Origin of the sequence: Pseudomonas sp. MIS38 (assembly GCF_019891575.1) — a bacterium.
Taxonomy (GTDB): Bacteria; Pseudomonadota; Gammaproteobacteria; order Pseudomonadales; family Pseudomonadaceae; genus Aquipseudomonas; species Aquipseudomonas putida_A.
Genome location: NZ_JAFLXF010000026.1, coordinates 42,675 through 55,778, shown reverse-complemented (window position 1 = coordinate 55,778; position 13,104 = coordinate 42,675). Strand labels below are relative to the sequence as shown.

Annotated in this window: 10 protein-coding genes; 5 read left to right on the top strand and 5 right to left on the bottom strand. The window is 61.7% G+C overall.

Features of this window, described 5'->3' with window-relative positions:
• The first annotated feature begins 23 nt into the window (after nt 1-23).
• Nucleotides 24-590, top strand: a complete 567-nt coding sequence (gene nudE / locus J1G18_RS24325) for an ADP compounds hydrolase NudE (protein WP_047600934.1) — start codon at nt 24-26, stop codon at nt 588-590.
• A 5-nt stretch (nt 591-595) separates the two neighbouring features.
• Nucleotides 596-1,429, top strand: a complete 834-nt coding sequence (gene cysQ, locus J1G18_RS24320; RefSeq protein WP_223008853.1) for a 3'(2'),5'-bisphosphate nucleotidase CysQ — start codon at nt 596-598, stop codon at nt 1,427-1,429.
• Nucleotides 1,430-1,636: 207 nt separating this feature from the next.
• On the opposite strand, the gene J1G18_RS24315 is transcribed toward cysQ, so the two are convergent.
• From J1G18_RS24315 to rfbC, 4 genes are read right to left on the bottom strand one after another with little or no spacing between them, the layout of a single operon-like run.
• Entirely contained in the window at nt 1,637-2,092 is a 456-nt protein-coding gene (locus J1G18_RS24315; RefSeq protein WP_134785197.1) for a YiiD C-terminal domain-containing protein, read from the bottom strand.
• Nucleotides 2,089-3,474 (bottom strand): sigma-54-dependent transcriptional regulator, encoded by a 1,386-nt coding sequence (locus J1G18_RS24310; RefSeq protein WP_098966712.1) that lies wholly within the window; start codon nt 3,472-3,474, stop codon nt 2,089-2,091. Before J1G18_RS24310 ends, J1G18_RS24315 begins: the two co-directional genes overlap by 4 nt.
• Nucleotides 3,471-5,279, bottom strand: a complete 1,809-nt coding sequence (locus J1G18_RS24305) for an ATP-binding protein (RefSeq protein ID WP_027611227.1) — start codon at nt 5,277-5,279, stop codon at nt 3,471-3,473. Before J1G18_RS24305 ends, J1G18_RS24310 begins: the two co-directional genes overlap by 4 nt.
• Before the next feature lie 42 nt (nt 5,280-5,321).
• The gene (gene rfbC / locus J1G18_RS24300; RefSeq protein ID WP_103368291.1) at nt 5,322-5,867 is read right to left on the bottom strand and encodes a dTDP-4-dehydrorhamnose 3,5-epimerase; all 546 of its coding nucleotides are present in this window, start codon (nt 5,865-5,867) and stop codon (nt 5,322-5,324) included.
• A 147-nt stretch (nt 5,868-6,014) separates the two neighbouring features.
• Here rfbC and J1G18_RS24295 point away from each other — a divergent pair, with 147 nt between their 5' ends.
• The 3 genes from J1G18_RS24295 (at nt 6,015) to J1G18_RS24285 (ending at nt 10,743) form a co-directional block, all read left to right on the top strand.
• The gene (locus J1G18_RS24295; RefSeq protein WP_223008824.1) at nt 6,015-8,927 is read left to right on the top strand and encodes an aminotransferase; all 2,913 of its coding nucleotides are present in this window, start codon (nt 6,015-6,017) and stop codon (nt 8,925-8,927) included.
• 251 nt (nt 8,928-9,178) lie between these two features.
• A complete protein-coding gene (aguA, locus tag J1G18_RS24290; protein ID WP_139053592.1) occupies nt 9,179-10,285 on the top strand; it encodes an agmatine deiminase in 1,107 nt (368 codons plus the stop codon).
• Between the two features lie 245 nt (nt 10,286-10,530).
• Nucleotides 10,531-10,743: a hypothetical protein gene (locus J1G18_RS24285; protein WP_007961849.1), complete on the top strand. Its 213-nt coding sequence runs from the start codon at nt 10,531-10,533 to the stop codon at nt 10,741-10,743.
• A gap of 189 nt (nt 10,744-10,932) precedes the next feature.
• On the opposite strand, the gene J1G18_RS24280 is transcribed toward J1G18_RS24285, so the two are convergent.
• A complete protein-coding gene (locus J1G18_RS24280; protein ID WP_223008822.1) occupies nt 10,933-13,026 on the bottom strand; it encodes a TonB-dependent receptor in 2,094 nt (697 codons plus the stop codon).
• Nucleotides 13,027-13,104 lie beyond the last annotated feature (78 nt).

The window sequence follows — 13,104 nt, the reverse complement described above, 5'->3', positions numbered from 1 at the left end:
GCGTTCACGCCAAGGAGCTTTGCATGCGCCAGAAACCCACTGTACTCGCCCGCGAGATTGTCGCCACCAGTCGTCTGTTTTGCGTCGAAGAACTGAAGCTGCGTTTTTCCAATGGCGTGGAACGCACTTACGAGCGTCTGGTCGGCAAAGGCGCGGGTTATGGCGCGGTGATGATTGTGGCGATGCTCGACAGCGAACACGCGGTGCTGGTCGAGGAATACTGCGGCGGCACTGACGAGTACGAACTGTCCCTGCCCAAAGGCTTGATCGAGCCGGGTGAAGATGTGCTGGCAGCGGCCGAGCGCGAACTCAAGGAGGAGGCCGGTTTCGGCGCGCGCCAGCTGGAACATCTGACCGAGTTGTCGCTGTCGCCCGGTTACATGAGCCAGAAGATCCAGGTGGTGTTGGCCACCGATTTGTACGAGGAGCGTCTGGAGGGCGACGAGCCGGAGCCGATGCGCGTCGACAAGGTCAACCTGCGTGAACTGGCGGCGCTGGCGCAAAACCCGCAGTTTACCGAAGGCCGTGCCCTGGCGGCGCTGTATCTGGCGCGTGATCTGCTGACGCAGCGCGGGTTCTTTCAGTCATGAGTGAGATGTCGATGAAGTTTTCCCATCCGTTGATGGCGCCGGTGGTTGAGCTGGCGTTGCAGGCTGGCGAGGCGATTCTGCCGTTCTGGCGCTCTGGCGTGGAGGTCACCGCCAAGTCCGATGATTCACCGGTGACCGCAGCGGACATGGCCGCGCACCATGTCATCGTCGCCGGGCTGACCGCGCTGGACTCCAGTATTCCGATTCTGTCCGAGGAAGACGCCAACATTGCGCAGAGCGTGCGCGCCGGGTGGCAGCGCTGGTGGCTGGTGGATCCGCTGGATGGCACCAAGGAGTTCATCAGCGGCAGTGAAGAATTTACCGTGAACATCGCCCTGATCGAAAACGGGCGGGTGGTGTTTGGCGTGGTCACGATGCCGACCAATGGCCGCTTCTATGTCGGCGGTGCCGCTCTCGGCGCGTGGCGTGGGGACAAAGGTGGTTCGCCGGTGGCGATTCAGGTGCGTGACGTGCTCGCGCCCGGTGAAGCGTTCACCGTGGTGGCGAGCCGTCGGCACTCGAGTCCGGAGCAAGAGCGGCTGCTTGCCGGTCTGAGCGCCAGTTTGGGCGAGTTGCAACTGGCAAACATCGGCAGTTCGTTGAAGTTTTGTCTGTTGGCCGAAGGGGCGGCGGATTGCTACCCAAGACTGGCGCCGACGTCGCAATGGGATACCGCTGCGGCGCAGGGCGTGCTCGAAGGTGCTGGCGGCGAAGTGTTGGATCTGCAGGGCGAAGCGTTCTGTTATCCGGCGCGGGAATCGCTGCTCAATGAGTTCTTTCTGGCGTTGCCGGCGAAGGCGGCGTGGCGCTCAAGACTGTTGGAGCTGGCTCGGGGGTAAGTGGGTGGATTCTCGATTCCCCTCACCCCAGCCCTCTCCCGGAGGGAGAGGGCGCCGATTGGGGGATGCTGGTGAGGTTCACCGACTTGAGCCAGTTCTACTGAATCCATAATCGCTGCCGATCTTTCAGGTCGATGCCTGACGCAAGACGCCTCGGTCAGTCCGTTCTCCCTCCGGGAGAGGGTTAGGGTGAGGGGCTGTTGACGTTCAGCGGTGCAGAACGTATTGCCCGCTGAACGTCACTGCATTCTCATCACTGCCGGCGTTGACGATTCGCGTATTGAGCGTCAACCGTGCGCGCCCATAACGCTGATACATCGCCAGAAACTTCTTCCAGACCGCCGCTTCCGGTGGCGGACAAATCGCTGTGGCATCATCGGTCACGGGCAGCGGATAACTGATCTGGCCTTCCTGAATCACGATGTGCCCGTCGTCGATGCCTTCTTCCTTCAGGCGCAAATGCAGCCAGCCCCAGCCCGCCAGCACCGCGCCACAATAGAGGCTACCGCCGAACATGGTGCTTTTGTGATTGACGTTCGGCTCCAGCGGCAGGTGCAGGCTCAACTGCTGCTCGTGCCAGGCGAGGACCTTGAGGCCCATCTCGCGGGTCAGGGGAATGTCGTGATGCAGCACCGACTCCAGATAGCGACTGTCGCGGCTCATTCGGCTTCGTCTCCATTGGCGTTACTGTCGGCGAAATTCAAGCCGTGCTTGCGCAGTTTGTCGTGCAGGGTCTTGCGCGGAATACCCAGGGCTTCGGCGAGGCTGCGCACCGAACTGTGCGAGCGCGCCAGCTCGGCGGCAATCAACGACTTCTCGAAGTTTTCCACTTGCTCGCTCAGGCCACCACTGATGACTTCCACGCTGGTGCCGCCGCTTTCGCTTCCACTGTTGTCCAGCGCCAGTTCCAGACCGAGGGCGAAACGCTCGGCAGCGTTCTGCAGTTCGCGCACGTTGCCCGGCCAGGTGTGGCGCAACAGCAAGGCGCGTTGCGCCGGCTGCAGTTCATGCGGTGGCAAGCCATGTCGGGCGCTGGCTTCGTCGGCGTAATGCTGGAACAGCACCAGCGCATCTTCGCCGCGTTCGCGCAGTGGCGGAATACGCAGCGGTGCGACGTTCAGGCGGTAATACAAATCGGCGCGAAAACGCCCTTGATCGGCAGCCTGACGCAGGTCTTCCTTGGTCGCGGCGATGACGCGGATGTCCAGCGGGATCAACTGATTGCCACCCAGACGTTCGACCACGCGCTCTTGCAGCATGCGCAGCAGTTTCACTTGCACGTCCATGCTCATGCTTTCGATTTCATCGAGGAACAGCGTGCCGCCGTTGGCGAATTCGAACTTGCCGATCCGGCGTTTCTGCGCGCCGGTGAACGCGCCCGGCTCATGCCCGAACAGCTCGCTTTCGACCACCGATTCGGCCAGTGCCCCGGCGTTGATCGCCACGAACGGGCCGTTGCGCCGGCTCGACAAATCGTGCAGCGCACGGGCCACGACTTCTTTGCCCGCGCCGGTTTCACCGAGGATCAGCACGTCCGCCTTGGTCGCCGCCAGCGCGCCGATCTGCTCGCGCAGGCGCAGCATCGGCGCCGAGTGGCCGACCAGTCGTGCGCTCAGTTCGTTGCGATCGCTCAGGGCCAGGCGCAGGCTGCGGTTGTCCAGCACCAGCCGGCGCAGAGCCAGGGCGCGGCGCACGCTGTCGAGCAGCGCGTCGCTGGCGAACGGTTTTTCCAGAAAGTCATAGGCGCCGGCACGCATCGCCTGCACCGCCAACGGCACGTCGCCGTGGCCGGTGATCAGCAGCACCGGCAGCTCCGGATCCTGAGCGTGCAATTCGCTTAACAGTTCCAGGCCGTCCATGCCCGGCATGCGGATGTCGCTGACCACCACGCCGGGCCAGTCACGCTCCAGTTGCCCGGCCAGACCTTTGGCTTCGGACAGCGGAAGGATTTTCAGCCCGGCCAGGTCCAGGGTCTGGCCGAGGGCCTGACGCAGGTGCGGATCGTCGTCGATCAACACCACCTGAATGCGATTGTCGATGGTCATGCACTTCGATCCTCGGACGGTTGCAGGCTGACCCCGGGCGCACCGGCGCGCAGCCGCAGGGTGATCAAGGCGCCACCTTGCTTGTGGTTGGCGAACGACAGTTCACCGCCGAAGGCGCGCATCAGGGTTTCACAGATGGCCAGCCCCAGACCAAGGCCCTGAGTACGGGTCTTGGTGGTGTAGAAGGGCTCGCTGGCGCGGCCGAGGGCTTCCATGCAGAAACCCGGACCGTTGTCGCGAATGTACAGATTGACGCCCTCGGCGGTGGATTCGGCACTCAGCCACAGTTTGCGCGGCGGGCCTTTTTCGGTCAGCGCATCGAGGGCGTTGGCCAGCAGATTGCCGAGCACCTGACGCAAACGGGTTTCCCCGGCCTCGACCCACAGCGTGGCGGCGGGCAGATCGCGGATCAGCTCGACTTCCATACTGCGGCGCCGTTTGGCCAGCAATGCGAGCGCATCGTCCAGCGCCGGTTGCAGGGCCACGCTTTCCGGGGCATGGCGGTCGCGGCGGGCGAAGGCACGCAGGTGAGCGATGATCGAGGCCATGCGCCCGGTCAGTTCGCTGATCAGTTTGAGGTTGCCGCGAGCATCGTCGGTGCGTTGATGATCGAGCAGTACTTCGGCGTTTTCCGCATAGCTGCGGATCGCCGCCAGCGGCTGGTTGAGCTCGTGGCTGATACTCGCCGACATCGTACCCAGCGCCGAGAGTTTGCCGGCCTGGACCAGATCGTCCTGAGCGCGCACCAGCTCCTGCTGGGCCTGTTCGCGCTCCAGCACTTCCTGCTTGAGTCGGCGGTTGAGGCCTTCCAGATCGCTGGTCCGCTCGGCCACCCGACCTTCCAGTTCACGACGGGCCTTGGCTTCAAAGGCGATGCGTTCCAGATAATGCCGACGGCGCTGCATCATCAGCCCCAGCAACAGCATCACCACCAACAGCGTGGCGCCGCCGATTGCGACCACGGTGCGCACCGGACGATCGATCAGCGTGCGCGGGGCAAGAATACTGACGCTCCAGCCGGTTTCGGCGATATCGACGGTTTGGGTCAGCCAGGCGCTGTCGCTGAGGTTCAGCGGACGTGGCTCGCGGGTCGGATAAGGCAGGATGGCGGTGATTGCCGAGCGCTCGGTGTCGCTCAAAATGCGGGTTGAACGAAAGCGCCATTCCGGGCGCGAGGTGAGAATCACCACGCCGTTGTGGTCGGTTACCAACAGTTGTTCCGGGGTTTTGCCCCACAGGCTTTCGGTGTGGTCGAGATCGACTTTGATCACCAACACGCCGATGATTTTTTCGCCGTTGCGCACTGCGGCGGCGAAGAAATAACCGCGTTTAGCCGACGTGGTGCCGAGGCCGAAGAAACGCCCCAGACGTCCGGCCATCGCTTCGCTGAAATACGGACGGAAAGCGAAATTGCGTCCGACGAAACTGTCGTGTTTGTCCCAGTTCGACGCCGCGAGAGTCTGGCCGCTGGTGTCCATCAGGTACATGACCTCGGCGCCGGTCTGTGCGGCGATGTTTTTCAGCAGGCGATTGGCGTTGCCCTGGGTGACACCGTCGTCCGGTGCACCGAGCACGGCGCGCAGGGCCGGCAGGTCGCCGAGAATCTGCGGCAACACTTCATAACGGTGCAGGGTGCCCAGCAGGTTGGCGACGTAGAGGTCGAGGGTCTGGCGGTTTTGTCCGGCCAGTTCACTACGGTAATAGCGCTCGGCCAGATGCTCCAGCGGCCACAGCAGCGGCGCCAGGCACAGCGCCAGCAGGGCGAGGCTGCGCCAGCGGGGTCTGCGGGGAAGGGTAGGTTTCATGAGCCGGATGCGCCTGAGTGAACAGGCGCATTATGCCTAGGCTCAGGCGAAGACGTCAGCGTCCTTGAGCAGCGCCCCGACCTGATCCTTGGCCGACAGCTTCGGCGCTTCGTCCAGTTGCCAGTCGATGCCCAGAGCAGGGTCGTCCCAGCGAATGCTGCGTTCGGACGATGGATCGTAGTAGTTGGTGGTCTTGTAGAGGAATTCGGCGAACTCGCTCAGCACCACGAAACCATGGGCAAAGCCTTCCGGAACCCACAGTTGACGGTGGTTCTCGGCCGACAGGCGTACAGCAACCCACTTGCCGAAGTGCGGCGAGCTGCGACGGATGTCCACGGCTACATCGAGCACTTCGCCGGCGGTCACCCGAACCAGTTTGCCCTGGGTATTTTGCAGCTGGTAATGCAGGCCGCGCAGCACGCCTTTCTGCGAGCGCGAATGGTTGTCCTGAACGAATTGAGTGTCCAGACCGGTTGCATCCTGGAACGCCTTGGCATTGAAACTCTCGTAGAAGAAGCCGCGCTCGTCACCAAATACCTTGGGTTCGATGATCAGAACACCGGGCAGATCGGTGGTGATTACATTCATGAGGTTTTTTCCAGATAGGGGTGAATGGCCGACATTCTTGCGCAAAGTGCCGAAGGATGCGAGCGCTTGAATATCTCCGGTCGGGGGTTGCGCATCCACTGCAGCAATGGCGATATAGGCACCTGATAAAATCTCAGGGGTCGTCCCATGCCGCTCGCCACGTTGATTCATCGCGCCAGTTTGCCCAGCCCGCAGGTTTCTGAAGCGCAGGCCCGGCAGTGGTTGGCCGAGCATTACGGGCTCAGCGGCACGCTACAGGCGCTGGGCAGTCAGCAGGACCTGAATTATCGGGTCGACAGTGAGCGTGGGCGCTTTGTCCTGAAAATCTGCCGCGGCGATTATGCACTTGTGGAGTTGCAGGCTCAGCATGCAGGCCTCAAGTACCTTGCCGAGCATTCGTCGGTGCACGTGCCCAAAGTGGTCCCGGCCAGTAACGGCGAGGATCTGTTGTCGCTGGAAGCCGACGGCGAGCCGGTGCACGTGCGGTTGCTGGATTACATCGAAGGCCAGCCGCTGACCCATCTTGAGCATTTGGGCCATGACGTGGTGGCCGGATTCGGTCGGTTGTGTGGCGAGATGGACCTGGCCCTGGCCGGCTTCGATCACCCGGGCCTTCAGCGCACGCTGCAATGGGACGCCCGCCACGCCAGTGCGCTGATCAGCCATCTGCTGCCGGTGATTCAGGATGAGCGCCAGCGCACCTTGATCGCGCATGCCGCCGAACAGGCCGAACGTCGCTTGCAGCCGTTGCAGGACAAGCTGCCGGTGCAGGCGATCCACATGGACATCACCGACGATAACGCTGTCTGGCAACGCGATGCCAAGCGTCATTGGCAATTGCAGGGCGTGATCGACTTCGGTGATCTGGTGCGCACCTGGCGTATCACCGATCTGTCGGTGACGTGCGCGGCGCTGCTGCACCATGCCGGCGGTGATCCGTTTGTGATTCTGCCGGCGGTGCAGGCCTATCACGCGGTCAATCCACTGCAACATGAGGAATTGCTGGCGTTGTGGCCGTTGATCGTGGCGCGGGCGGCGGTGCTGGTGCTCAGTGGCGAGCAACAGGTCAGCATCGATCCGGGTAATACCTATAGCCGCGACAACCTTGGCCACGAATGGGAAATTTTCCACGTGGCCAGTTCTGTACCCCTGGCGCTGATGGAAGCGGCGATCCTCACGTCAGTCGGCCAGCGTCTGCCGACGGTCGGCAGCGAGGGTTTTGCGCCACTGTTGCCAGAGCTGGTCGGGCGCGAATTTGCGCTGATCGATCTTGGCGTCCTGAGTCCGCATTTCGAGGCGGGCAACTGGGAGCAGGAGGGTATCGATCAACGACTGCTCACTGAAGCCGCGTCCGCGCATGGCTTGGCGGCCAGTCGTTACGGGCAATATCGCTTGTCGCAGACGCGAGTGGACACAGCAGTGGAACCGGAGACGTTCCCGCTGCACGTTGAGTTGCGCGTGCCGCAGGGCTCGGCGGTGGAAGCGCCGTTTGCCGGTGTGCTGCATCGCGCGGCGGATGGTGTGCTGCAACTCGACGGACCACAGCTCAGCGTGCGCTTATGGGGCGTGAACGCCTCGCTGCACAGCGGCGCGGCGCTGGTCAAAGGTCAGGTGCTGGGTTCGGTCGACGGTCCGTTGAAGGTGCAGTTGAGCCGCGTTGCATCGCTGGATGCGCCATTGTTCTGCAGTCCTGCGCGCGCTGCAGCGTGGCAGGCCCTGTGTCCATCGCCAGCCACTTTGCTGGGTCTGGCCTGCGATGCCGAGCCGGAGCTGGATGCGAAAACCTTGCTCGAACGACGCGACGCCAGTTTCGCCCGCACGCAAAAACATTATTACGTCGACCCGCCGCGCATCGAGCGTGGCTGGCGCAATCACCTGATCGACATGCAGGGCCGTTCCTACCTCGACATGCTCAACAACGTTGCAGTGCTCGGCCATGGTCATCCGCGCATGGCTCAGGTGGCGGCGCGACAGTGGTCGCTGCTCAACACCAACTCGCGTTTCAACTATGCAGCCGTGGCGCAGTTCTCCGAACGCTTGCTGAAGCTGGCGCCGGAAGGCATGGATCGGGTGTTTCTGGTCAACAGTGGCAGCGAGGCCAACGACCTGGCGATCCGTCTGGCATGGGCCTACAGCGGCGGGCGCGACATGCTCAGCGTGCTGGAGGCCTATCACGGCTGGACGGTCGGCGCCGATGCGGTGTCTACGTCGGTTGCCGATAACCCTCGTGCTCTGGAAAGTCGTCCGGACTGGGTGCATCCAGTCACCGCGCCGAACATCTATCGCGGTGAGTTCCGTGGCCTCGATTCTGCGCCGGATTATGTACGCAGCGTCGAAGCGCAACTGGCGCATATCGCCGCGCAGGAGCGCCAATTGGCCGGTTTCATCTGTGAACCGGTGTACGGCAACGCCGGCGGAATTTCCCTGCCGCCCGGTTATCTGAAGCAGGTTTACGCATTGGTGCGGGCCCAGGGCGGGGTGTGCATCGCCGACGAAGTCCAAGTCGGTTACGGGCGCATGGGTCACTTTTTCTGGGGCTTCGAAGAGCAGGGCGTGGTGCCGGACATCATCACCATGGCCAAGGGCATGGGCAACGGCCAGCCGCTCGGCGCGGTGATTACGCGTCGGGAAATCGCCGAGGCGCTAGAGGCCGAAGGCTATTTCTTCTCGTCGGCCGGTGGCAGCCCGGTGAGCTGCCAGGTCGGTATGGCGGTGCTGGATGTGATGGAAGAAGAAAAGCTCTGGGAAAACGCCCAGGTGGTTGGCGGGCATTTCAAGACGCGGCTGGAGGCGTTGATCGATAAACACCCGCTGGTGGGCGCGGTGCATGGTTCCGGGTTCTATCTGGGGGTAGAGCTGATCCGCAACCGCGAGACGCTGGAGCCGGCCACCGAGGAGACCACGTTGTTGTGCGATCGCCTGCGCGAGCTGGGGATCTTCATGCAACCGACCGGGGATGACCTGAACATTCTCAAGATCAAACCGCCGATGGTCACCTCGCGGCGCAGCGTCGACTTCTTTGTCGACACGCTGGATCGGGTACTCGAAGAAGGTTTGTAAACGCTGCTTTTGTGGGAGCGGGCTTGCTCGCGAATACGGTTCTTCATTCAAAGGTGATATCGACGGATGTGCCGCCTTCGCGAGCAAGCCCGCTCCCACATGGGGGGGGCAGTGCTAATTCGATTTGTATCGGTATTTAACTGTTTTTTTTAGACGAGCGTCATTTTAAAGCATTTAAAATACGATATTTATCGGTTATAAAGTCGCCATCGCTTTGCAACCCTTCGACGGTTCCCAGGAGTCCTGATCCGATGACCACTTTGAAAAGTACCCCGCGTGACGATGGCTTCTACATGCCGGCCGAGTGGGCGCCGCAGACCCAGACCTGGATGATCTGGCCAGAGCGTCCGGACAACTGGCGCCTGGGTGGCAAACCGGCACAGGCCGCGCACGTTGCAGTGGCCAAGGCCATCGCCCGTTTTGAACCGGTGACGGTTGCCGTGTCGGCCGGTCAGTACGAGAACGCACGCGCACGTCTAGACGTGCCGAATATCCGCGTGGTCGAGATGTCCAGCGATGATGCCTGGGTACGTGATACCGGCCCGACGTTCGTCATCAACAAAAGCGGCGAAGTGCGCGGTGTGAACTGGGATTTCAACTCCTGGGGTGGTTTTGAAGGCGGTCTGTATTCGCCGTGGAACCGTGATTCGCAGGTCGGTGGCAAGATTCTCGAAATCGAGCGCAGCCCGCGTTATCGCACCGAAGGTTTTGTGCTTGAAGGCGGTTCGATTCACGTCGACGGCGAAGGCACGCTGATCACTACTGAAGAGTGCCTGCTCAATCACAACCGCAACCCGCACCTGGGCCGCGAAGAGATCGAAGCGGTGCTGCGCGACAATCTGTCTGTGGATAAGATCATCTGGCTGCCGGATGGTCTGTTCAACGACGAAACCGACGGTCATGTGGATAACTTCTGCTGCTACGTGCGCCCGGGCGAAGTGCTGCTGGCGTGGACCGACGATCCGCAGGATCCGAACTACCCGCGCTGCCAGGCCGCAATGAACGTGCTGCAAAGCAGCACCGACGCCAAGGGGCGCCCGTTCACGGTGCACAAGATGCCGATTCCGGGGCCGCTGTACGCGACCGAAGAGGAGTGCGCCGGTGTCGATCCGGTCGACGGTACGCAGGAGCGCAACCCTTCCGTGCGCCTGGCCGGTTCCTACGTGAATTTCCTGATCGTCAACGGCGGCATCATCGCGCCGAGCTTCGACGATCCGATGGACGCGCCTGCGCGGGAAATCCTGCAGAAGCTGTTCCCGCAACACGAAGTGGTGATGGTGCCGGGCCGTGAACTGTTACTGGGCGGCGGCAATATCCACTGCCTTACCCAACAACAGCCAGCCCCGCACAAAGAGTGAGTTGAGACGTAACAGCTTGAGTTGATTCATAAATCGGCCAGGCAAAGATTAGCTTGCTACACATTCAAACAAGCCCGCGGCCCTGTTGGACCGCGGGCTTGTTTGTATCCGCCTGTCGACAAATCGGAAACCTTGGCATAGCTCTTGTATCGGACAAAGTGCACTAGGGAGAGGGGGGAACTTCAACAGTTCTGTCATATACCTTGGATAACGTAGCCGCTCACGAACGGGGAGAGAGCGCTGAAATGAACGCCGAAGTGAACGTAGTCAGCGAGCGGACTTTGCATCCCATGGCCGTCAACGGCGAATCGCTCCAGATTGTCGCGCACTTTTTGAAGTCCAATGGAACGCGTCAGATCAGGGAACCTGATCCGCGCCGGATGATGATCGAGCGCTACCCCGCTGGCCTGTTCAGCGAGGCCGAACTGGAAGCGTTATGGGCTGTGATGGAAGGATAAGAAAAACAACAGGGATTGGTAAAAGCGCTGCCGGGATGGCGGCGCTTTTTTATGCACGACACAAAAACCATTGCGAACATTGAACCTGTGGGAGGGGGCTTGCTCCCGAATGCAATCAGTCAGTGACGATGGTGTTGCCTGACATGACGCCTTCGGGAGCAAGCCCCCTCCCACAGGATTTGTGTGCATTCAGAAACTGTAGGTACCGGTCATCACCACACTGCGCGGTGCGCCTGGCTGGATCTGATATTGGCTGGTGGCCGAGGCGTAATACTCGCGGTCGGTGATGTTGTTCAGTGCCGCGCGCAAGTCCCAGTCCTTGAAACGGTAGCCGACCAGCGCATCCCAGCGGCCGTAACCCGGCAGCACGGTGGTGTTGGCGTTGTCGGCATAACGCTGGCCGACCAGGGTCAGACCGGTTTCGCCGTACCAGCCCATCTCCGGTTTCCAGGTCAGAAACAGGCTGCCGTTGTGTTTGGCCACGTTGTTGACGCGTTTACCTTCCAGGCCGTTGTTATCCTTTTCGATGGTGGTGTCCTGCACGCCGACGCCACCGCGCATGTACCAGTTGCCGACCAGTTTGCCGGTGGCGGTCAGCTCCACACCCCGTGAGCGCTGAAGACCGGTCATGACGGTCAGGGTCGGATCGTTCGGGTCGCTGGTGCGGCGGTTGTAGAGTTCCAGGTCGTAGACCGCCAGCGTGGTGCTCAAGCGATCATCCAGCCAGTCGCTTTTCACGCCGATTTCTTTCTGTTTGGTCAGCTCCGGACTCAAGTCGTTGCTATTGCCGGCAGCCCCCGGGGTGATGCCGATCAGGCCGCCGCCAACCGGCGAGAAAGTCTTCGACCACGAGGCATAGAACGAATGATTCTGCAGCGGCGTCCAGACAATCCCGAAGCGCGGGCTGGTGCTGTGGCTGTCACGATCCTCAGTGAGGTTCTTGAGCTGGTTGGTCGACTCGATGTCGAACGTGTCGTAGCGCAGGCCGGCCAGCAGTTGCCATTGATCGTCAAGGCGCAGTTGATCCTGCACGTAGACCGCGCGACTTTCGACTTCGGTGTGGCTGTCGCTGAACACCTGCATGCTGCCGGTATGACGGAGCTCGCGGTTGGGGTTGAACAGGTCAAGGGAAGGCACCGACTGCGCGCCCGGGGTCCTGCCGGTCGCGGCGTTGTACAACTTCGGATCGCGGCGCTGGCTGCCGATCTCGACGCCGGTCAACAGGCGATGCTCAAGGCCAAAGGTATCGAAACCACCTTCCAGGTCGAGGTTGTTGTAGACGTTGCGGGTGGTCAGATCCTGCTGCCAGTGCTGGCGCGCGACCTTGTTGGTTTTCGGATCGAAGCTGGTCAGGTAGGTGTTGTCGAAATCGCTGTCGAGCTTGAACACGCCGAGGGTCTGGCGCAGCTGCCAGTTGTCGTTGATCTCGTAGGTGAGTTTCGAGCGCAGGGACTGCGCCTTATCGTCGATGAAATCGTGATCGTTGCCGTAGGTGGTGTCGCGACCGACATCCGCCGGGCGGCCATTCACACCGGGAATGCCGCGATCCGGTGTGCGGTTGTAGCGGCTGTATTCGTATTGCACCAGCCAGTTCAAGTCTGGGGTCAGTTGCCAGCTCATCGACGGCGCGAACAGCTGGCGGTTGCCGCTGACGCCGTCGCGGAAGCTGTTTTCATCCATGTTGCCCATGTTCAGGCGCAGGCTGAGGTTTTCGCTGGGGTCGGTGCTGAGGTCGGCGTACAGGCTGCGCAGGTCGTCGCTGCCGCCCTGGGCCTCGATGGTCGAACGACGACCGAACTCGGGCAGCTTGCTCACGCGGTTGACGATCCCGCCCTGGCTGCCACGGCCGTAAAGTACCGCCGCCGGACCTTTGAGCACTTCGACCCGCTCGATGTTGTGCAGGTCGCGCTTGTACTGGCTGTCGTCGCGGATGCCGTCCAGATAGAAGTCGTTGCTGGCGTCGAAGCCGCGGATGCGCAGGCTGTCGAAGCGCGTGTCAGCGCTGCTGCTGACGTTGGGAATCCCGCTCAGGGCGTCACCGATGTCATTGGTGCCGTAGTCGGCGACGTTCGTGGTCTTGATCGAGTCGATGGCCTGCGGCACGTAACGCACCGGGGTGGAGGTGCGAGTCGCGGTGTTGCTGATCTTGACGCGCGGGTCCTCGGCTTGTTCTTCGGCGCTGATCGCGGTGGCGGGCAGTTCGGTGGCGGAGTAAGCAAAACCGCTGGACAGAAAGGCAGACAATCCAAGGGTGACAGGCGTGAGGCGGAACGGGGCAGGCATGGAAAAGCGCATCCGAAAGGGTAAGGAAATTCAAACGCGCGAATGGTAATGCTTTGCATTTGCTCCCGTAATTTATTC

Coding starts and splice junctions, on each gene's coding strand:
- rfbC (WP_103368291.1), bottom strand. CDS start 5,867: ATGAATGTAATCACCACCGATCTGCCCGGTGTTCTGATCATCGAACCC.
- J1G18_RS24280 (WP_223008822.1), bottom strand. CDS start 13,026: ATGCCTGCCCCGTTCCGCCTCACGCCTGTCACCCTTGGATTGTCTGCC.
- J1G18_RS24285 (WP_007961849.1), top strand. CDS start 10,531: ATGAACGCCGAAGTGAACGTAGTCAGCGAGCGGACTTTGCATCCCATG.
- aguA (WP_139053592.1), top strand. CDS start 9,179: ATGACCACTTTGAAAAGTACCCCGCGTGACGATGGCTTCTACATGCCG.
- cysQ (WP_223008853.1), top strand. CDS start 596: ATGTCGATGAAGTTTTCCCATCCGTTGATGGCGCCGGTGGTTGAGCTG.
- J1G18_RS24315 (WP_134785197.1), bottom strand. CDS start 2,092: ATGAGCCGCGACAGTCGCTATCTGGAGTCGGTGCTGCATCACGACATT.
- J1G18_RS24295 (WP_223008824.1), top strand. CDS start 6,015: ATGCCGCTCGCCACGTTGATTCATCGCGCCAGTTTGCCCAGCCCGCAG.
- nudE (WP_047600934.1), top strand. CDS start 24: ATGCGCCAGAAACCCACTGTACTCGCCCGCGAGATTGTCGCCACCAGT.
- J1G18_RS24310 (WP_098966712.1), bottom strand. CDS start 3,474: ATGACCATCGACAATCGCATTCAGGTGGTGTTGATCGACGACGATCCG.
- J1G18_RS24305 (WP_027611227.1), bottom strand. CDS start 5,279: ATGAAACCTACCCTTCCCCGCAGACCCCGCTGGCGCAGCCTCGCCCTG.